Annotated in this window: 19 protein-coding genes and 1 riboswitch; of the genes, 14 read left to right on the top strand and 5 right to left on the bottom strand. The window is 39.4% G+C overall.

All coding sequences use genetic code 11. The annotated features are described in order from the left end of the window. Nucleotides 1–769: 769 nt before the first annotated feature. The 6 genes from CSV80_RS16160 (at nt 770) to CSV80_RS16135 (ending at nt 6,881) form a co-directional block, all read left to right on the top strand. Complete coding sequence (locus CSV80_RS16160) at nt 770–2,212, top strand: DHA2 family efflux MFS transporter permease subunit (protein WP_099670169.1); 1,443 nt, start codon at nt 770–772, stop codon at nt 2,210–2,212. Nucleotides 2,213–2,356: 144 nt separating this feature from the next. Beyond that, nucleotides 2,357–2,815: an OsmC family protein gene (locus CSV80_RS16155; protein WP_099670170.1), complete on the top strand. Its 459-nt coding sequence runs from the start codon at nt 2,357–2,359 to the stop codon at nt 2,813–2,815. Nucleotides 2,816–3,199: 384 nt separating this feature from the next. Beyond that, the gene (locus CSV80_RS16150; protein ID WP_099670171.1) at nt 3,200–3,460 is read left to right on the top strand and encodes a hypothetical protein; all 261 of its coding nucleotides are present in this window, start codon (nt 3,200–3,202) and stop codon (nt 3,458–3,460) included. A 24-nt stretch (nt 3,461–3,484) separates the two neighbouring features. Next, the gene (locus CSV80_RS16145) at nt 3,485–5,362 is read left to right on the top strand and encodes a M28 family peptidase (RefSeq protein WP_099670172.1); all 1,878 of its coding nucleotides are present in this window, start codon (nt 3,485–3,487) and stop codon (nt 5,360–5,362) included. 274 nt (nt 5,363–5,636) lie between these two features. Next, nucleotides 5,637–6,245: a CPBP family intramembrane glutamic endopeptidase gene (locus CSV80_RS16140; protein ID WP_199083937.1), complete on the top strand. Its 609-nt coding sequence runs from the start codon at nt 5,637–5,639 to the stop codon at nt 6,243–6,245. A gap of 378 nt (nt 6,246–6,623) precedes the next feature. Continuing rightward, a complete protein-coding gene (locus CSV80_RS16135) occupies nt 6,624–6,881 on the top strand; it encodes an autorepressor SdpR family transcription factor (RefSeq protein ID WP_099670173.1) in 258 nt (85 codons plus the stop codon). A 301-nt stretch (nt 6,882–7,182) separates the two neighbouring features. On the opposite strand, the gene ytxJ is transcribed toward CSV80_RS16135, so the two are convergent. Then, nucleotides 7,183–7,509, bottom strand: coding sequence for a bacillithiol system redox-active protein YtxJ (gene ytxJ, locus CSV80_RS16130; RefSeq protein WP_099670174.1), 327 nt, complete (start codon nt 7,507–7,509; stop codon nt 7,183–7,185). Between the two features lie 210 nt (nt 7,510–7,719). Here ytxJ and CSV80_RS16125 point away from each other — a divergent pair, with 210 nt between their 5' ends. The 3 genes from CSV80_RS16125 to CSV80_RS18080 all read left to right on the top strand — a co-directional run bounded on the left by CSV80_RS16125 (nt 7,720) and on the right by CSV80_RS18080 (nt 9,873). After that, complete coding sequence (locus CSV80_RS16125; protein ID WP_099670175.1) at nt 7,720–8,400, top strand: DUF1361 domain-containing protein; 681 nt, start codon at nt 7,720–7,722, stop codon at nt 8,398–8,400. A 173-nt stretch (nt 8,401–8,573) separates the two neighbouring features. Further along, nucleotides 8,574–9,428 carry an aldo/keto reductase gene (locus CSV80_RS16120; protein ID WP_199083938.1) on the top strand — a complete coding sequence of 285 codons (855 nt, stop codon included), beginning with the start codon at nt 8,574–8,576 and terminating at the stop codon, nt 9,426–9,428. 322 nt (nt 9,429–9,750) lie between these two features. Then, nucleotides 9,751–9,873, top strand: coding sequence for a hypothetical protein (locus CSV80_RS18080; protein WP_255407665.1), 123 nt, complete (start codon nt 9,751–9,753; stop codon nt 9,871–9,873). Between the two features lie 16 nt (nt 9,874–9,889). Here CSV80_RS18080 and thiC read toward each other — a convergent pair whose 3' ends face one another. Beyond that, complete coding sequence (thiC, locus tag CSV80_RS16115) at nt 9,890–11,662, bottom strand: phosphomethylpyrimidine synthase ThiC (RefSeq protein WP_099670176.1); 1,773 nt, start codon at nt 11,660–11,662, stop codon at nt 9,890–9,892. Between the two features lie 117 nt (nt 11,663–11,779). Continuing rightward, a riboswitch (TPP riboswitch) is annotated at nt 11,780–11,897 on the bottom strand. 583 nt (nt 11,898–12,480) lie between these two features. On the opposite strand from thiC, the gene CSV80_RS16110 reads away from it, so the two are divergent. Continuing rightward, the gene (locus CSV80_RS16110; RefSeq protein ID WP_099670177.1) at nt 12,481–13,434 is read left to right on the top strand and encodes a calcium/sodium antiporter; all 954 of its coding nucleotides are present in this window, start codon (nt 12,481–12,483) and stop codon (nt 13,432–13,434) included. A gap of 65 nt (nt 13,435–13,499) precedes the next feature. Here CSV80_RS16110 and CSV80_RS16105 read toward each other — a convergent pair whose 3' ends face one another. Together CSV80_RS16105 and CSV80_RS16100 are read right to left on the bottom strand one after the other, a co-directional pair. Next, nucleotides 13,500–14,174: a response regulator transcription factor gene (locus tag CSV80_RS16105; RefSeq protein ID WP_099670178.1), complete on the bottom strand. Its 675-nt coding sequence runs from the start codon at nt 14,172–14,174 to the stop codon at nt 13,500–13,502. 15 nt (nt 14,175–14,189) lie between these two features. Then, nucleotides 14,190–15,551, bottom strand: a complete 1,362-nt coding sequence (locus CSV80_RS16100; RefSeq protein WP_099670179.1) for a sensor histidine kinase — start codon at nt 15,549–15,551, stop codon at nt 14,190–14,192. Nucleotides 15,552–15,781: 230 nt separating this feature from the next. Between CSV80_RS16100 and CSV80_RS16095 the strand changes: the two genes are divergently transcribed. Both CSV80_RS16095 and CSV80_RS16090 read left to right on the top strand, forming a co-directional pair. Further along, complete coding sequence (locus CSV80_RS16095; RefSeq protein ID WP_099670180.1) at nt 15,782–16,339, top strand: YdhK family protein; 558 nt, start codon at nt 15,782–15,784, stop codon at nt 16,337–16,339. Nucleotides 16,340–16,479: 140 nt separating this feature from the next. Next, complete coding sequence (locus CSV80_RS16090; RefSeq protein WP_099670181.1) at nt 16,480–17,022, top strand: CueP family metal-binding protein; 543 nt, start codon at nt 16,480–16,482, stop codon at nt 17,020–17,022. Between the two features lie 89 nt (nt 17,023–17,111). On the opposite strand, the gene CSV80_RS16085 is transcribed toward CSV80_RS16090, so the two are convergent. Further along, a complete protein-coding gene (locus tag CSV80_RS16085; RefSeq protein ID WP_099670182.1) occupies nt 17,112–18,824 on the bottom strand; it encodes an ABC transporter ATP-binding protein in 1,713 nt (570 codons plus the stop codon). A gap of 114 nt (nt 18,825–18,938) precedes the next feature. Between CSV80_RS16085 and CSV80_RS16080 the strand changes: the two genes are divergently transcribed. Further along, nucleotides 18,939–19,163, top strand: coding sequence for an NAD-dependent epimerase/dehydratase family protein (locus CSV80_RS16080; protein WP_233201538.1), 225 nt, complete (start codon nt 18,939–18,941; stop codon nt 19,161–19,163). Nucleotides 19,164–19,216: 53 nt separating this feature from the next. Beyond that, entirely contained in the window at nt 19,217–19,453 is a 237-nt protein-coding gene (locus CSV80_RS16075; RefSeq protein WP_199083939.1) for a hypothetical protein, read from the top strand. The last annotated feature ends 396 nt before the right edge of the window (nt 19,454–19,849 follow it).

The following is a 19,849-nucleotide window of genomic DNA, read 5'->3' as shown; positions in this document are numbered from 1 at the left end:
CCAAACGAAGCTGCTTTTCTTCAAGGTAATCAAGGACAACTCTCGCGTTTCCTGGATCAACCACAACTGCCTCTGTTTCTTCTTGGATGCACCATACATAATTATCAGAAAAGGCTTTGATTGGATGAATAATCACCTTATGATTCCTCCTCTTTTTGTATTTTTAATTTGCGGGTTGGAGACTATTTTTTCCCCTTCCACCGACAAGTTTTACTTTACCCTACTATCATAACAGAGTTTATTCATATACATGAAGGAGACAACCTCCTCTGTCTGTAATTCAATCCTTCATCCTGTCATTTTGAAAAAAAGATACTGTTTATCATTTTGGGGAGTCCCACAACGAATTAGAGAAAAGATTGAACTGCTTTTATTAATATTAACAAAAAACAATTCACTCTTGCATATGACCTGATCACATCCTATGCGAGTTTCGGCAAAGGGCATAAAGTGATTACGGTAGAAAAGAATCCGGAACCGGGCCGTGAGAATTGGTTCATTACGAAAATTAGCACGACATTTCTTCCATATGAAGCGATTACTCCAGCCGAAATGATACGTAAGTAAAATCATATAGCGATAAGTAGATATTCCTTAAGTCTTTTGACGATAGGCGAGAAAAATACTGCGCATGAAAATAAATGAATGTTTGAATACTTCCCAAACACACAATATCAGCACTTTACTTAGGTAATATCTAGCTATCGCAGTGGCTAGATGTTATCTTATTTTTTATGGTCAGTAAATGATATGGAGGAAGGTTCGATATATGGAAGATTCAATACAAGAAAAAATAAAAAATAAAGAGTTAAAAGTTGCTCCGATCATGACTGTGTTATTGATTGGCGGATTTATCGGATTATTTAGTGAAACAGCATTAAATATGACGATGAATGACTTGATAAAGGAATTCGCTATTTCTGCATCTACGGCGCAGTGGTTAACCACGGGGTATTTACTCGTACTCGGTATAATCATTCCCGTTTCAGGATTACTCATCAAACGTGTTCCGACAAGAAATCTTTTTATCACGAGTATGAGTTTTTCTATAGTAGGAGTACTCATTGCTGCGGTTTCCCCGAGTTTCACTATATTGTTAACTGGACGAATTATTCAAGCAATCGGGACGGGTTTATTGGTTCCATTGTTATTCCATACAGTTCTTATTCTTTTTCCACCATGGAAAAGAGGGACTGCGATGGGTTTAGTAGGCCTTGTGATGATGTTTGCGCCTGCTATTGGTCCGATTTCTGCCGGATTGATTATTGATTATTTCAATTGGCATATGATATTTTGGATAATCGCTCCGATCCTCATTTTCGCATTGATATTTGGTGTTATTTACTTGCCGAATTTATCCGCTGTTCAGAAGCAAAAGATCGATGTGTTATCCATTATTCTGTCTACCATTGGTTTTGGTGGTATTGTCTTTGGATTTAGCTATGCGGGCGAAAGTGAAGGATGGTCAAGTCCGATTGTGATTGTAGCGTTTGTAACTGGCTTGGTCGCCCTCGTTGTATATGCTTTTCGTCAATTATCTATTAAGGAACCGATGCTTCATTTGGAAGTGTTTAAGCATCCAATGTTTACATTAGGCATTATCATTACGTTGTTTGCGAATCTAATTATATTCTCCTCCAATATTTTACTGCCTTTATTTATGCAAGCAGGACTTGGTTTATCTGCTTCGAAAGCAGGTCTGTTACTGTTACCTGGTGGTATTTTTAACGGTATTATGTCGATGGTCAGCGGACGTATTTTTGATCGCTATGGTCCGCGAGGCTTAGTTATTGGTGGATTTACAATTAGTACGGTGGCTGCGCTATTTTTTGCGACGATTTCATCGACAACTAGTTTTTACTTAATTATCATCTTCTTTATATTATTAATGATGAGTATGTCGATGGTGACGACGCCATCTCAAACAAATGGAATAAACTCGCTACAGTTAAACCGCTACCCTGATGGTACGGCGATCGTTAACTCCGCGATCCAAACGTCTGGAGCAATTGGTACAGCGATTGGGATTACTATATTAAATACGTCACAAAATACATTCTTACGAAATATCAGCGACCCGATTACAGCTGCTCATCAAGCGGAAGCGGTCATTTCAGGTGTACAGAATGCATTTTTATTTGCGACGATCATATCAATTATTGGTTTTGTCTGTTCACTATTTATCAAGCGAGTCAAATTGTATAATGGCTGACTAGCTGATCTTGTCGTATACTTCTCACATATTTTATAAATTTCTGTGAATTTGCACAATAACTTTTCATTTCCTATTACATTTAGTACTTCCATATGCTACAATGCATATTATAATAGTATGAATTAAAAGGGGATGGGTTTTATGTCAACAACAAACAATACGTTAGTGAAGATTTCTGCTACAGCGAAATGGGATGAAGGGGTTCGCTCTACACATACGATCCGAGACTTTGAAGGATTTCCGATGGATGAGCCTGTTCACTTAGGGGGAACCGATACTGGGGCAAATCCACTTGAGTTTATCGCAGCTGCGCTGAATGGCTGTAAAGCAGTGATGATTCCATTAATTGCGAACGAACAAGGCTTTACTTTTACAGCCATTGATTTTGATACGACGGGAATCGTGGATGCTAGAGGTTTGCTGGGGGAAGAAGGCATAAAAACTCATTTCCAAAAAGTTCGTTTTGTTTGTGAAATCACTACGAATGAGTCAGACGAGGCGATCGAGCAATTGAAAACAGAAGTTGAAAGAAGATGCCCGGTATATAATCTATTTGCTGATGCAGGGATTCCTGTTGAGTCGAAATGGATAAAGAAATAATGACAGCAAAATTAAAGCCGTGTGAAACCAAGTTTTACAACTTGAATTTACGCGGTTTTTTGGTTGATAAAAATTAGGGTGAAGTTGAGAATGGAGAATCTTAACCTAGTTTAAATCGAAAAACTAGAGAGGTGAGTTTAGAATTCAGCAAATCACTATCGATGAAGTTTTGGACGCTGAAAGACGAATAGCCATTCGAACAAACTCCATTATCGGAAGTGTTAAAGCAAACAGAAGTGCGTTTTGTTTGTTGTAATCTATTGTGAATATAACTCATCAAAAATATTCAATAGAATTCGTGATAAAAACCCAAAAAACTATTGCGAAAACTCTCTCTCTATCGTTTAATGAATTGATTGCAATAAATGAAAAGGACTGTGATAAATGAAAAAGATGGTGAGTTACTTAACGTTGTCCATGCTCGTTGCAACGTCACTCGTTGCGTGTACGCCAAAAGAAGATACTTCCAAAGAGAAGAAAGAGCCTGTAGAGGACGTAAAGACCGCTCCACTCTCAGATGAAAAGGACAAGTACTTATCTGAAGTAGATGTGGAATATGCTTTTGAATTCGCTAAAGGAATGGAAGAATATAAAACCAATGAGAAACTTGGCTATCGTACTGCAGGTTCAGAAGCAGAACGATAGACAGGGGAGAAAATTGGAGAAGAAATGAAGAAAATCGGACTGACCGAAGTGACAAAAGATGCATTTACGGTAGATAGTTGGGAGTTTGAGAAGGCCGATTTAACCTTTACAGATACTGCCGGGAAAGAGCATTTAGCTGTACTAGGCGGCTATCAAGTGAACTTTGATACGAACGGTGTGAAAGAACTTGAGATCGTCTATGCAGGTAAAGGGACTGCAGCAGATTTAGAAGGCTTGGATATCGATGGGAAACTCGTGTTAATTGATATCAATCAACGAGAAGAATGGTGGATTAATTATCCTACTTATCAAGCGCATGTGAAAGGGGCGGCGGCGGTCATCGCGGTACAGGAAGCTGGCTATGCCGAAGTGGATCCAGATGCGTTGAATACACAGGATATTTGTGGACCGGACGATGCTCCTGCATTCTCGATGTCTCAGACCGATGCAGGTGAACTGAAAAAGGCACTAGAAGCAAGTAAAAATGACACGCTTACCGTGAAATTTGATGCTAAATCTACTGTGAAGATGGATCAAGAAGCGTATAATTATTACGGGAAAATCGTCGGAAAAGATCCGGATTCCTATATCCTGTTATCTGGCCATTATGATTCGTATTTCGCGGGCTTCCAAGATGACAATGCAGCAATCGGCATGATGTTGGGAATCGCTAAAGGTATGATTGACAGCGGCTATCAACCAGAAAAGACCATTATCTTCAATGCGATTGCAGCGGAAGAATGGGGTAAGTCGAATACTCGATACGACTGGTCGACAGGTGCCTACAATCAAATCTTTAATATTCATCCCGAGTGGGTCGGAAAGACGTTTGCGAATATGAACTTCGAACTTCCGGCATTTGAACATACGACACAAGATGAAATCCGCTCGACGTACGAGTTGAATAACTACTTGACGGAGTTCGCAAAAGAAGTGCCACCGTTATCCGACGTGTACAAAGATGGGATTTCAGTCGTTTCTCCACTACGTACATGGTCAGATGATTTCTCATTTAGTATTGCCGGTGTGCCAGCGCTTCGGAATGATTTCCAAGATAGTGAATTTATGCATTCTCATTATCATTCTCAATTCGACAGCGAAGACGCGTTCAACGCCGAGGCACTGAAATTCCACTTAAACCTTTATGGTTTATTGACAATACATTACGATCAAACGGCAATTGTACCGTTAGACTTCACAACACGTCTGCAGGCACTGAAAGACTTGATCGACGCCGATGCATTTAAACAGGCATCTGTTGCTTCGGACGACTTGACGAAAGAGATCGATCACGCGATGTCTAGTGCAGAAGAAGTGAATGCAAAAGTCGCTGACATTAATAAAGAGTATGCGGAAGCACTCAAAAAAGAGGATGCTGACCGAGCGAAGAAGTTATACGAGGAAAGTCGTGAGTTGAATAGCGACTTGTTGGCTGCTTATAAATATGCGGAAGACCAATTCGTGCGATTGACGTGGGAAGATGAACCGATTTTCCCTCACGAACATGCGCAAAATAACGTGAAAAACTTAACTGCTTCCATTGAGGCATTAACTACAGGTGATATCGCCACGCCACTGGACGAGTACTTGTACGCAATTGACAACAACTGGTATGCGTATGACTTCGATCAGGAAGTATTCAACTACTTCACGGACTATGTCATAAAAGCACCGAAAGAGCAGCTCATGTGGGGTGCTGGACGAATTGTCGACCATGAAGACCTATTTGACACGATCAAGTCTTTACAAGCGAAGAAAGAACAAACGAAGCCAGATTTGTCAGTAGAAATCGCTACTTTGACAGATGCGCTCGGCAGACAGGAAGAGCTATTGCAGCAAACCGTAACAGATGAAACAGCTAGCGTGAAAAAATTAGGTGAGCTGTTGAGTGAACTGAAATAAGAATAGAAAAGTTCGGATAAATTTTTAAACCGTTCAGTAGTTCAAAACCTGAATGGATAACGAATTAAAGCATTAAAAGCATCGCGTATATGCGGTGCTTTTAATGCTTTTAACAGACTTAACAAAGGTCTCGTATCAATGGACATTTTACTATAGCAACTACTAGAGTAAAATAAGAAGGTCGAAGCGTAGACGATCGTTTAGCAACTGTTAAATTAATGAAACCTTTATCATTTCAGCTACATTAAAGGCATCTAGAGAGGACGTCATATGTATGGATCATATAAAGAGCGGGTCAAAAAATATAAAACGCGATATCATTACTAAAGACGTGATGTTTGCATTTTCTTCATTATCATTTCTTTGTATAGCTGTCATCTTTGGTTTAGTAGTTTATGACGTATTAACTATCCAAAATCTACTTTCCTTTGACAAGCCAATAGAATCTATAGTGATTTCAGGTATTGCTTCCATTGCGTTATTACTATTCGGAGTCGTCTTAACGTTTATTATTCCTTCCAACTACATTGATAACACGAATAAAACGTATCAAGACGGTACATTATCATCACTAATTATGTTCATGTTTTTAGTCGCGCTGTTTGAGGAACTATTATTTAGAGGCATTATCCAGAACTTATTTTTCATATATACAGGTCACCAATGGGTTGCCATACTATCCACGACTGTATTGTTTCTAGTCTTTCATATCCAATACGTCAAAAAGCCTATGATGTTATTAAATATCACCATCCCAAGTCTAGTTTTTGGTTGGATCTATTTTAAAACAAACAATCTCTTAGTTCCCATATTTGTTCATTTCTTAATGAGTTTTGGAACAACCATCTTGTTTAAATTTAAATTAATTAGTTTTAAGAAATGAATTTCTATCAGAAGGCGCAATCGTAGTTTGAAGATGAAGACGTATTACATAACAAGCGAAAACACTGAATATATTTTCAGTGTTTTTTTGTATTGTTTCACTAATTTTCTATTTGCATTCCTTATCAATCTGTACCAGTGAATTGTATGCGCTAACCTTTCATAGTGATTTCCAATGTTGATTTATAGAAAGATTTAGGAGGTGCTTCCGTGCGTATTGGGAACCTTGTACAGTTAATAGTATTTTCAAGCTTATCTAATTGCATATGAAAACTGCATATCCATATCACAGGTTGACTATTCATAATATAGTTATATAATTAGGTAATTACTTATTTAGGTAAACATCTAATTACTATTTGTGAAGGAGTAATTTACTGTGAATGAAATCTTTAAAGCTCTAAACGATGAAACGAGAAGACAAATACTCACTCTACTCAGTGAAGAAGGTTCTTTAACTGCCAGTGAAATACATGAAGAATTCGAGATGAGTAAGCCGAGCATTTCCAATCATTTAAACATCTTACGTACCGCAGGGCTTGTCACTTCGGAGAAAAAGGGGCAGTATATTTACTACACTCTCCATACAACAGTTCTGCAAGATCTACTTGTATGGATGATAAAATTGAATAAATAAAGTGGTGAAATACTTGAGGGAGTGCACCTATCCATACATGTGTCGTGCGTGGAGTTGTTTCATTTTTAAAAAGTGAATACGTAGCTTTGAGTTAAAGCTACGGGTGCTAAACAAGGGAGATGGGGAAGCGATAGTACGGTGTTGAGAATACAGGGAGTGCCGCTATAACAACTACATCACAATCAAGCAAACAAAATAAAGTTTTGTTTGCTTGATGTGAAAATCTGTAATAATACCCGTATCTGAAACTACTAGGAATGTATATACATTCCTGAGAATCTCATGCGCAGATATTTTATGATTAGCTATACATTTCAATCGCATCACGAACTAGGGATTCTTTAATATGATAATGAGTGGCTTGCCATGTTGCTTTCTGATCTTTTACAATTAACAATTGCGGCGATTCATGTCTTACGCTTAAGTCACTTTCAATCGCTTTCGAAACGGCTTGATCCGTCTGTACGATAATGACATAGAGTGGTAAGTCCGTAACGAGTTTATGTAATTCTTTTTTTGCGGATAGGCTACTGAAACATGTCAAACTCATTTTAAAGAGAAGAACGGATTGTTTTTTAGAACCGTCCCTAACAGTTTGCCATTCTTCTATAGTTTTTATGCGTTTCAATTTAAATCCTCCAGTTAATAGGTTTTATATGGTCTATTTAGTTTCACTATATACCCCTCAAGGTATACAATCAAACTATTGATATTCTTCATCAAGAACTCTATACAATTTCATATGCAGGTGCAACTTAACTCGATTGAATTCGTTTACACTTGTAGTTCATTCAAGATTAAGAGGTAATATATAACAATTCTTGCTAGGGGAGGTTCCATGAAGATATTTTTTGAAAAACATAAAGTGCTAGTATTATTCATGTTTGCTTATTGGGGCGTCTGTCTAGTCATGCTCTTTGAGAGTTTGGATTTTCTCTATGCGGCGTTGTCTTGGAATGTGTTGTTGGCCATATTACCGTTATTCTTTATTCGTCAAGCAGTCATGACGGTAGGGCAGAGAAAAATTAGTTGGTCTGTTTTCTGGATATTGCTTTGGTTATTTTTCTTCCCTAATTCCGTCTATCTCGTAACGGATTTTATTCATATAGCGAATGAAAAGTTCAGGTGGATGGCAAATGTAGTACCGTATGCGCCGGGTGGCGGTATAGTATACAGCCACGACATTTTGATATGGACGAAGTTATTAGTGATTGCCATGGGCTTTTTTTATTCCATCGTAGTAGGGCTGGAGTCTGTTTATATTTTCGAACAGATTGTCAGAATGAAGTATTCAAGGAAGGTCGGCTACGCCAGTATTTTAAGTGTCGGTTTACTGACAGGAATCGGTGTTTATATTGGAAGGTTCCTACGTTTCAATAGTTGGGATATAGTTTTCAATCCATTCCAAGTGTTACAACAAGTGGCGGAAGTAGATCGATTTGGTGTACAGTTCATTATCGCTTTCTCTGGTTTTGTTTTATTTTGCTATATGCTGTTTCGATCGTTTAAGGAAAAGTAAGAAGTGCATTTGTGCCGGCAATACACGTGGATGTTTAGCTATTCATGTGTATTGCAGACACAGGTGCTTTTTGATTCTAAAGGGGAATGAATGTTTAGTTCACTTTCAGCAAGGGAAATTACATGGATGAGACGAGTAGAAGAGTTTACTTTTAAAAAAGGAGTAAGATAAAAATGGAACAGTTGAAAGTACAATCGATGCGATTGAATGATGGAACGAGCCTTCCTTCAATTGGTTTCGGAACGGTTAAAGTAAAAGGTGCGCAAGGTGTAGTCAGTACGTTAACGGCGATCGAAGCGGGTTACAGACTGATTGATACATCAACGAATTATAATAATGAAGGAATGGTAGGAGAAGCGGTTCGGCGGTCATCTGTACCTAGGGAAGAACTGATGATCAGTTCCAAACTTCCTGGAGCTTCACATGATTACGAAAGAGCAATTCTGATGATCCAAGAGTCACTGTACCGTATCGGAATCGATTATTTTGATAAATACTTGATTCATTGGCCACTTCCAAAACAAGATCAATACGTAGAAGCGTGGCAAGCTTTAGTCGATGCGCAGAAATTCGGACTGATTAAGACGATTGGTGTTTCTAATTTCTTACCGGAACATCTAGAGCGTATCATAGAGGAAACAGGTGTAACGCCGGCGACCAATCAGATTGAACGCCATCCGTATTTTAACAATAACGAACTAGTGGAATACAATAAAAGCCGCGGTATCGTAACAGAAGCTTGGAGTCCTTTAGGGCGTGAATTAAATGACGTGTTAGAAAATGAAACGATTGTCTCGATAGCTAAAAAACACAATAAGGAACCAGCGCAAATTATTATTCGTTGGAACCTACAGAATGATATTTTAACGGTCGTAAAATCTTCTAACTATGCCCATCAAAAAGCGAATCTCGATGTATTCGACTTTGAATTGACTGAAGAAGATATGAGACAAATTGATTCTTTAGATAAAGGTGAAGCGGGAAGAGTAGAAGGGCAGCACCCGAATGAATATGAAGAGTTTGATTAAACGTATCTATTTTAGTAATGGGCTACATTGAAAAAGTCTACGATTTCAGATCTTGTTATCATGATAAAAATGACCCACCTAGATCCGCATTGCAAAGAGGCGTGGTGGGTCGCTTTTTATTGTACCAACATGAAATCCAACTTTTAAAGGACAACGGCTAAAAGTATTTGTGTAATTGGGCGCGTGAATGGAAAACGATAGTACGTCACAATACCGATGAGTTTTTCAGAAAGCCAATAGAGCACAAAGCCTGTATTTGAATAGCAGAACATGTATTAATAATGGACACTCTCGATCTTCAAGCATTTCATACATTTCCTATATGTTACAGTTTCTGTATATTCGTGTATGCATTGTGCTTGCAGGAGAGCCAACTGTTCTTCTAACTGATGAAGATTTCGGCGTTTTACAGAGATCTGATGAATTAACTGTTCGGTTGTCATAACTCCATTCACTCCTTATTAAAGATAGATTTCAGCACCGGATTTTTTAAATTCTTCAGCCTTTTCCTTCATGCCACTTTCCATTGCTAGCTTCTCTTCTAAACTGTTTTCATCAGCATATTTTCTAATGTCGTGTGAAATTCGCATACTGCAAAATTTAGGTCCGCACATCGAACAGAAGTGGGCGATCTTGGCTCCTTCAGCCGGCAATGTTTCATCATGATATTCCATCGCGCGTTCAGGATCCAAACTTAAATTAAATTGATCTCGCCAACGGAATTCGAAACGGGCTTTTGATAATGCGTTGTCGCGTTTATATGCATTCGGATGACCTTTTGCTAAATCAGCTGCATGGGCTGCAATTTTATACGTAATGACGCCTTCACGCACATCATCTTTATTCGGTAGACCAAGATGTTCTTTAGGGGTTACATAACATAACATCGCTGTCCCGAACCAGCCGATCATAGCCGCACCAATAGCAGATGTGATGTGGTCATAGGCAGGAGCAATATCTGTCGTCAAAGGACCGAGTGTATAAAAAGGCGCTTCTTGACAAATCTCCATTTGCTTATCCATATTTTCCTTAATTAAATGCATAGGCACATGTCCAGGACCTTCTACCATGACTTGCACATCATGGGACCAAGCAATCTTCGTTAGTTCGCCAAGTGTTTCAAGTTCAGCGAATTGTGCCTCGTCATTGGCATCAGCAATTGAGCCGGGACGTAATCCATCTCCCAAGGAAAACGCGATATCGTACTGTTTCATAATTTCACATATATCTTCAAAGTGTGTGTATAGAAAACTTTCTTTATGATGCAACATACACCACTGGGCCATAATAGAACCACCACGTGAGACAATGCCGGTCACACGATGAATCGTCATGGGAATATAACGGAGCAGAACACCCGCATGAATGGTAAAGTAGCTGACACCTTGCTCAGCCTGCTCAATCAATGTGTCGCGGAATACTTCCCATGAGAGATCTTCCACTTTGCCGTTTACTTTTTCCAACGCTTGATATAATGGGACCGTTCCCACTGGGACAGGTGAGTTGCGGATGATCCATTCACGTGTTGTATGAATGTTCTTTCCCGTTGATAAATCCATGATATTATCTGCACCCCAACGTGTAGCCCATGTCATCTTTTCCACTTCCTCAGCAATTGATGAGGAGACCGCAGAATTTCCGATATTCGCATTGATTTTCACATGGAATTTACTACCGATAATCATCGGTTCCGCTTCTGGATGGTTAATATTAGACGGTATAATCGCCCGTCCTCTCGCCACTTCATCCCGTACAAGTTCAGGCGTTACATTTTCGCGGATTGCAATGAATTCCATTTCAGGTGTAATGATTCCTTTGCGTGCATAATGCATTTGTGTAACATTCATGCCACTTTTTGCTCGTAATGGTTTGCGTTTCAACAATGGAAATTCTGCGTCATTTTTCATTTTTTCCATTGAACGGTACCCATTATCCTGTGGCTTCACTTGCCGACCTTCATACTCTTCCACGTCATTTCGTTCAACTATCCAGTTCTTCTTAATATTCGGGAGTCCTTTTTGGATATCCACTTGATAACCAGCTTCCGTATATTTCCCGCTTGTATCATAGACACGGAAAGGTTCATTTGGTATTTCACCTTGATCAGTTACAGTTGGTGATAGTTCAATTTCGCGCATCGGTACGAGTATGTCAGGACGACTTCCTTGTACATAAGTCTTGCTACTTGCCGGAAAACATTCATGGATACGGATTTCTTCTTTCTTCTCTTGCATTTTGTCATCGTCTCCTTTTAAGGGGCGACATGACTCGATTCAAGTGATGGGAATCGGCAACAAAAAAGACCAGTTCCGTAGATAGGACCTGGTCTTCAAAACGCAAAATAAGCGTTGCTGATAAAATGAAAACTTCCCTACGCTGGTACGAGCCAGATCAGGTCCAAAGAGTCCGGAATGCGTGTACTGTCATTCCATCTCAGTCCAATAACGTTGGACACCCCTAGTATTAGTATTTAATTGTTCGAACAGGAATAGTATACCATACCTAAATCGGTTTTTAAAGAGTAATTATTCTGTTAATTTTCATAGGTTCCGTTATTTACCCGTAACTAGTGTGATTGGTGAGGAAGCAGAAATGCGTAATCAGAAGAAAACCCCCAAAATATTGTACATTCAGTCCTATAGTAAGTTTCTGGAAAATTATATCGTTGCCTTGTCTGTAAAGATAGATCTATGGACAAGCTATTTTTATAAAATCTTTTCAACAACACTCAAGAAAGCATGTAATGATGAGAAATGAATGTTTTGTATGACTTGTAAGATGCATAAGTAGTGATGACGTGAGATAATCAAAAAGAAAAAATAAAAGGGGGAAGGATCAGTGTAGTAGAGTTTACATTGTATAACATATCTGGGATTGAGAAGGATGAATGCTATGGGGAAGTAAAGTCACATACATATTTTGTTTTTATCATGGTGCTTGTCATAATATGCATCAAGTATGCAGTAATTGATGCAATTATTTTATTGTAGTCTAGACACACTTGCATACAACTAATTAGAAATATCATTCCTATGGAGGAGGTAACCAATATATGTCCTATGTTTTACTCATTATTGGATTTGTATTATTAATAAAAGGTGCCGACTATTTCGTGGATGGCTCTTCAAATATTGCAAGACTGTTGCAAATTCCACCTATTTTGATTGGTCTCACCATTGTAGCGCTCGGAACTAGTTCACCAGAAGCGACGGTCAGTATTATTGCAGCGATGGGCGGAAACGCAGACGTCGCAGTGGGGAACGTAGTCGGAAGTAATATATTCAATATCACCATCGTTGTCGGGATGGCGGCATTTCTGTTTCCGTTGAAGGTACAAAGTGAGACTATCCGGAAAGAGATTCCGTTCACTTTATTAGCAAGTATAGTCATGTTGGTGTTGATGAGTGATATGGCATTACAAGGCTTCAGCAGCAATATGATCACACGCGGCGATGGAATTATTTTCTTACTATTCCTTTCGATCTTTATGTACTATGTGATTGAACTTGGCCTTCGAAGTCGTCAAAATGCTACACTTACACAAGCCACTGATAATGTGAAGTGGGGGAAGAATATACTAATTACGCTAGTCGGGTTGGCAGCGATTATATTCGGAGGCGATTTGGTCGTTAGCAACGCCACGAAAATCGCTTATTCTCTTGGCATGAGCGAAACATTAGTCGGTCTTACGATCATTGCGATCGGTACGTCATTGCCTGAATTGGTTACATCAATTTCAGCGGCTTTGAAAAAAGAAAGTGAAATCGCTTTAGGGAACATCGTCGGTAGCAATATTTTTAACATCCTGTTTGTTCTCGGGGCTTCCTCTGTCATTACGCCTATCGCAGTGAACGATAAAGTGTTTATTGACGTCATCATTATGCTTGTATTGACCCTAGTATTATTGCTATTCGCTAGAACTGGCTTCAAAATTGGTAAGCGTGAAGGGCTCATGCTAGCTGTAGCGTACGTCGTGTATCTTGTGTATGTTATTTTACGTAATTAAGAAAAGGCTACTCTCCATTCATTCGTGGAAAGTAGCCTTTTCTATCTTTATAGCATGATATGTAGTTATCTCCACTTATAGCCGATACCCCAAACCGTCACCAAAATCTCGTCAATTAGAAAATTTGATTTCCTCAACTTATCCCGTAAATTTCGAATATGTGAATCGACTGTCCGAACCTCTGTATACGTGTCAAATTCCCAAGCTACTTGAAGCAAGTCTTCCCGGGTAAACGTCCGATTTGGCCGAGTCATCATCGCTTCTATAATATAGAACTCCTTTAACGTAAGACGCACTTCATGCGTGTCATACAGGATGGAATAGGACTCCAAGTCAAGAGTAAATGGACCTTCATGAATAGTCTTCGGTTGATTTTCGTTCTCTGAACGCCGTAATGCCACGCGCACTCTCGCGATGAGTTCCCGCTCGTCAAATGGTTTCGTAATATAATCATCTGCCCCTAGGTCAAGTCCTTTTACAACATCGGATTTGTCGGTTCGAGCCGTTAATAAAATTACAGGTACAGCTGAAACTTCTCTCATTCTGCGGCAAACTTCCCATCCATCCATACCAGGCATCATGACATCGAGCAACACGAGATGTACGTCCTCCACCTGGAATAGCTCAATTGCTTTTTGGCCGTCAGTCGCTTGCAAACAGCGATATCCGTGTGGCGCGAGGAATAGTTCGAGCAGATCGAGCATGCGTTGTTCATCATCAACAAGCAAAATGGTCTTCATATGCGTCACCTACTTTCAATATAATCGTACCGTAAAGATACTCCCTTGATCTAATTCACTTTCTACCTCGATCGTGCCACCGTGCGCTTCTGTTAATTCCTTCACTGTCGCCAAACCAAGGCCAGCACCGCCAAATGAACGGGAACGAGATTTCTCGACACGATACAGCTTTTCAAATATTTGTTGCTGATTTTCCACTGCAATACCGCATCCGCTGTCTTCAACTTGTAATAGTACATGCTTTTTATCTTGAAACGCACGAATGATTACGGTGCTACTGGTTTCAGAATAGTGAAGCGCGTTGTCTAACAGGTTAAGAATAATTTGTTCGAGGCGCATTCGATCTGCCACGATAGGGAAATCGCGGACTTGTTCGATCCGAAGCGTTATTCCTTTCAAATCAAATGATGGTTGGACAAGCTGCACAATATCTCGAATGAACTCCTCAGCAGCGAATTCGGATTTCGTCACAGTGAACGTCATTTCATCCATTTGCGCTAGATCCATTAAGTTTTTCACGAGTGTTTTTAATCGCTCAGCTTCTTCTTCAATAATCGATAAGTAGTTAAATCGTTCCGTATCATTCAGTTCTGTACGCTGAGCGACTTTGGCATAGCCGATCAAGTACGTAAGGGGGGTTCCCATTTCATGAGACACGGAGGCTAGAAATTCTTTTCGTTCACGTTTGACACGACTCAAGTCATTCGATAATTTCCGGATGGAGGCTGCCAGTTCTCCCAGCTCATCATTAGACAACTTCGGCAAGTCCACATCGTATAAACCTTCGCTCATCTGTTCCGTTGCTTCTTTCATCCGAATGAGTGGACGTGTCAACCATTTGGATAGTAATAAGTAGACAACAAACAGAACGACAATACTTCCGCCACCTGCAAGTAGAAAATGAACATTGAGTTGATTGACAAGTTGCCGTATAGGAATTGTACTTTGAAGCATGACGAGAGCCCCTGAATTACCTGTTGCTTCATATGGATGTACGCTGACAAGGTAAGGAGATTTCTTCCAATCAACGGGTAATATAGTATCTTCCGCCAGTTGCTTTTCATTTAGTTCAGATATATATGGAATAAGAATTTCTTCGTTTTCCAATGAATGTTGCACGATATTTCCTCTATCATCGAGAATCGCGACGTCTCGTTCACCACCGCTTTCCATAAGAATAATATGGTGTAGAGTCGTTTCAGTATAATTATCTTCCAACACATTTCGATGATTGCTACCCGTTTTTAAGAGTCGGTCTAGTTCTTCATCCACCCGGGCATGTGTGATGGTTTGATGTAAATAGATCATCAGCAATGCATCCAAAATAAGAAATGAAATGATGAATGAAGCCGCTAACTTCGTTGAAATTTTATTCATAGCATGCGCTACTTTTCCCTCTATTGAGCAGTATAAGATAAACGTATCGAAAATGTATGCAGAAAGCACCGATTACGTGTAGGACTAGCAATACTTGTACAAAAATCATGCCAACATCTTTACGTGGGCCTTATAACAATTGAGGAGTTTCTAAGGAGTTTAAGGATTTAGCTTAAAGCAAGAACAGAAATTGCTATACTAGTATTAATTTAATGAAGGAGTGAAGTCATATGAAAAAACAAGTACTTTCAATAAGTGCAGCGTTTGCTCTAGTGCTTGCAGGATGTGGAGCGACGACACCAAAAGAAGAACCCGTTAAGAGTGAAGAAACTTCACACAATGATATACAAGGGATGGACCATTCGAGTGACGGAAGTATTCCTGAAGGTTTAACGGAAGCCGAAAACCCGACATACCCGGTTGGATCTGAGGCAATTATTGAAACAGATCATATGGAAGGGATGAAAGGGGCTACTGCAACTATCGTTGGCGCATTTGATACGGCTGCCTATTCCATCAACTACACACCGACAGATGGCGGCGAAAAAGTGTTGGATCATAAATGGGTCGTGCACGAAGAAATAGAAGATCCAGCACCTGCTCCTCTAGAAAAAGGAGCTGAAGTGACTGTACTCGCGGATCATATGGATGGAATGGAAGGCGCAAAAGCAGAAATTGAATCTGTAGAACAGACTACGGTCTATATGATCGATTATGCGTCAACAACTGATGGAGAAGAAGTACAGAATCACAAGTGGGTTGTTGAAGACGAGCTATCAGAAAAGTAATGATCCAATGATGGAGTTGTCTCGCGCAGCTCTTTTGATTGTACTTATGTAAAGAGTTTGTACACTTTACACAAACGGTCAAACTTTCGTTACAATTGCTCTTCTAATCAGACACAAAAAATGGAATAGGTTGTGAAAAGATGAAAGGAAAAATGATAGCGATATTGCTACTAATCACCGCTTTATCAGTCGGTTGTAGTAATGAAAATGCGGATAATGAAGTACAACCATCACCAACATCACAAGAGTCAGTAGATATTAAAGAATTAGTCAACGACTATACAGTTAGAAATGCTGTAGCTGCGTCGGCTTCTATTACATCGTCAGAACTAATTGTCACGGATCACGATAAAAAAGTAACAACGTACGGTCTTCCAGAAGATGAATTTTTTGTCTCCATCGCTCCATTCGTTAACACCACGCACCCTTGTGATATCCATAGTTTAACAGGCTGTCAAGGAGAACTCGTTGAGCAAGAGTTTGATGTGCATATAGAAGATTCAAAAGGCAATGTGATCCTTAATGAAACCAAAGAAACGGAAGCCAATGGGTTTATCGACTTGTGGCTACCACGTAATGACACATTTACCGTAACCATTAAACAGGATACGAAAGAGACAGTATCTGAAATTACTACGTTCGATGGGGATAATACATGCATCACGACTATGCGCTTGGAGTAATTTCGAAAGTGTTCTATCTTGAACTCCATATTAAAAAATACCTGTGTCACAAACACGTAAGTTTGTGACACAGGTATTTTACTGTTTATTTATACTTGGTTTGTTTGGTGCAATTGAGCGAATGTCCCGTTTTGTCGTACTAAATTTTCATACGTTCCTTGCTCTTCGATACCGTCTTCTGTCATCACGATGACTTGGTCGGCATTGCGAATCGTAGTGAGGCGATGCGCGATAATGAGTGTGGTGCGATTAACGGATAATTCTTCTAGTGATTGTTGGATGATGCGCTCTGTTTCTGTATCGAGTGCGGAAGTCGCTTCATCTAGAATGAGAATCGGTGGATTTTTCAAGAACATCCGAGCAATGGCTAGGCGTTGCTTTTGACCACCCGATAGTTTTAATCCACGTTCACCAATTTGCGTGTCATAGCCATTCGGCATACTGTTGATCAAGTCGGTAAGATGTGCTTTTTCTGCTGCTTCAACTACTTCCTCGTCTGTCGCATGTAATTTACCGTACGCGATATTATCACGAATCGTTCCTGTAAATAAGAAGACGTCTTGCTGGACAATCCCAATTTGACTACGTAATGATTTCTGTGTCATTTCCCGAATATCTAATCCATCAATTGAAATAGAACCTTCATTGACTTCATAGAAACGAGGGATAAGTGAACAAATAGTTGTCTTTCCAGCACCTGACGGACCGACGAACGCAACGGTTTGTCCAGCATGAATCGTTAAGTCGATATTGCGTAAGACCGGTCGCTCTGGGTCGTAACCAAATGTTACGTCGTTAAGTGTAATATCTCCGCGTAACTGATCGACGACTTTTGCATTCTTTCCATCTTTTATCTCTGGCTCTTGGTCAATTAACGCACGGAAACGACTAAATCCCGCCATTCCTTTTGGATATAATTCCAGCAAAGCACTAATTTTATCAATAGGTTTAATTAATATATTGCTGAATAAAATAAAGCTGACTAGTTCACCGTACGTTAATTTATCATTCACTGTGAACCAAGCGCCTACAATCAAAATGACGAGTGTGACGAGGCGAGTGAGCATGTACATTGAAGACGTAGCCCATGCCATAACTTTATACGCTTTTAGTTTAGCTAAGCGGAACTGACCATTGTCTTCCTGGAAACGACGTATTTCAAAGTCTTCATTTGTAAATGATTTCACAACGCGTGAGCCGGATACAGAATCCTCCACCCGCCCGTTGACATCCGCGATATTTTGATACATTTTATGCCACGCTGCATTCATCTTCTTATTAGAGTAAGAGACGACTACTGCGAGCAACGGAACCATCACGATGGCGATTAAAGCGAGTTCTGGATTAATTGTATACATGATGCCGAACGCACCTAAAATAGTCATGATCGCAATGAAAGCATCTTCTGGTCCATGGTGAGCCAGTTCACCGATATCAAATAAATCGGTTGTGATGCGCGTCATAATATGGCCCGTTTTTGTATTGTCAAAAAATCGGAAAGATTGCTTCTGCACATGTTCGAACAATTCACGGCGCATATCGGTTTCGATGTTAATTCCGAGCTTATGCCCTAAATAGCTAACAATATAATGAAGAAACGTACTTACTAAATAGACGAGCAATAGTAAAAAGCTCACGGTGATAATTCGATTCCAATCTCCTGACGGCAGAAGTCCGTCAATAAACCACTGAACAGCGAGAGGGAAAGCTAGTTCAAGAAGTGCTACGAAAATGGCACTGAAAAAATCGATCAAGAACAAGCGCCGATGTGGCTTGTAGTAGGAGAAAAATTGTGTAATCATGTAGTAATTCCTTTCCGTTGATGTACTAGTAGTATAAGAGAAGACTGGGAAAAAATCATCTTTTAAAAACCAATACTTGCTGTGTAATTTAATTATTATTGTGAGGTGTCTGTAGTGAAAATTTTAGTGACAGGTTTCACTGGAAAAGTTGGTCTGCAAGTCGCTAACTATTTAAATAATGAAAAGATTCCGATGGTCTGTGCGGTTCGAAATGTTGAAAAAGCCAAAGCCACATTTGGTGATGCGTATGAATACGTCCATCTTGACTTTTCAGATTCAAGTACTTTTGATGAGGCGCTCGAAATGGATCATTTTCAACTACATGAAACTATCTCTTAGTCATGTCGACTAAACTTATCAAGTCCAATGGTTCAAGAAGTTAGGAGGCATCTATGAACCTGAAAGCGATGTTCATTACAAGTGTTTTAGTTTATATATCAATAAGTTTGCCTGCAATATTAGGGATAGGCTATGTAATAGATTGGGTTCCAGAAGCAACGTGGTATCAAAAGTTTATAGAATATCTAATTGAGGGACTTCTAAATAACATTCTTATAAAAACTATAATAGCGAGTCTTGTGGGGATTGTTGTTAGTTTGGTTATCCCTAAGCGTCGGTACTCAAAATGATAACCGATGTTTTTGAAAGAGTATATTGAAATAAACTTTCGCAATTCTTGTACAAGAGATTTCAGTTATAGGTTATTTTGTTGAGCTGAAAAAGTAGTAATTGTAATTTACATTATTCTAGCTTTATTAAAGTCATCTAGAGAGGACTTCGTATATGTGGTCATGTAAAGAATAGGTCGAAAATTATAAAGCGTGCGTTCGAAACCAAAGACGCTGTTTTTGTATTTTCTTCCTTTACGTTCACTTGTTTTGCTGTCTCCCATATATGGGTGTGATTGTCGCACTATGTACATTTAATGTATAAGAACTAGACCTTTAGCGGAAAACTTGATATTAAGGCAACCAACACACTTCAGAACAATGTAATATCATCTGAATTAGCATGACACTAAAGTA

The organism is Sporosarcina sp. P12(2017), assembly GCF_002743035.1.
GTDB classification, from domain to species: Bacteria; Bacillota; Bacilli; order Bacillales_A; family Planococcaceae; genus Sporosarcina; species Sporosarcina ureae.
Note: the sequence above shows the minus strand (reverse complement) of the source record. Positions and strands in the feature narration are given on the sequence as shown.

Excerpts from the sequence above, each read along its gene's own strand:
- thiC (WP_099670176.1), bottom strand. The coding sequence starts at position 11,662 with ATGCAAGAGAAGAAAGAAGAAATCCGTATCCATGAATGTTTTCCGGCA.
- CSV80_RS16110 (WP_099670177.1), top strand. The coding sequence starts at position 12,481 with ATGTCCTATGTTTTACTCATTATTGGATTTGTATTATTAATAAAAGGT.
- CSV80_RS16085 (WP_099670182.1), bottom strand. The coding sequence starts at position 18,824 with ATGATTACACAATTTTTCTCCTACTACAAGCCACATCGGCGCTTGTTC.
- CSV80_RS16090 (WP_099670181.1), top strand. The coding sequence starts at position 16,480 with ATGAAAGGAAAAATGATAGCGATATTGCTACTAATCACCGCTTTATCA.
- CSV80_RS16095 (WP_099670180.1), top strand. The coding sequence starts at position 15,782 with ATGAAAAAACAAGTACTTTCAATAAGTGCAGCGTTTGCTCTAGTGCTT.
- CSV80_RS16105 (WP_099670178.1), bottom strand. The coding sequence starts at position 14,174 with ATGAAGACCATTTTGCTTGTTGATGATGAACAACGCATGCTCGATCTG.
- CSV80_RS16140 (WP_199083937.1), top strand. The coding sequence starts at position 5,637 with ATGGATCATATAAAGAGCGGGTCAAAAAATATAAAACGCGATATCATT.
- CSV80_RS16145 (WP_099670172.1), top strand. The coding sequence starts at position 3,485 with ATGAAGAAAATCGGACTGACCGAAGTGACAAAAGATGCATTTACGGTA.
- CSV80_RS16160 (WP_099670169.1), top strand. The coding sequence starts at position 770 with ATGGAAGATTCAATACAAGAAAAAATAAAAAATAAAGAGTTAAAAGTT.
- CSV80_RS16125 (WP_099670175.1), top strand. The coding sequence starts at position 7,720 with ATGAAGATATTTTTTGAAAAACATAAAGTGCTAGTATTATTCATGTTT.
- CSV80_RS18080 (WP_255407665.1), top strand. The coding sequence starts at position 9,751 with ATGTTACAGTTTCTGTATATTCGTGTATGCATTGTGCTTGCAGGAGAG.
- CSV80_RS16155 (WP_099670170.1), top strand. The coding sequence starts at position 2,357 with ATGTCAACAACAAACAATACGTTAGTGAAGATTTCTGCTACAGCGAAA.
- CSV80_RS16100 (WP_099670179.1), bottom strand. The coding sequence starts at position 15,551 with ATGAATAAAATTTCAACGAAGTTAGCGGCTTCATTCATCATTTCATTT.
- CSV80_RS16150 (WP_099670171.1), top strand. The coding sequence starts at position 3,200 with ATGAAAAAGATGGTGAGTTACTTAACGTTGTCCATGCTCGTTGCAACG.
- CSV80_RS16075 (WP_199083939.1), top strand. The coding sequence starts at position 19,217 with ATGAACCTGAAAGCGATGTTCATTACAAGTGTTTTAGTTTATATATCA.
- CSV80_RS16120 (WP_199083938.1), top strand. The coding sequence starts at position 8,574 with ATGGAACAGTTGAAAGTACAATCGATGCGATTGAATGATGGAACGAGC.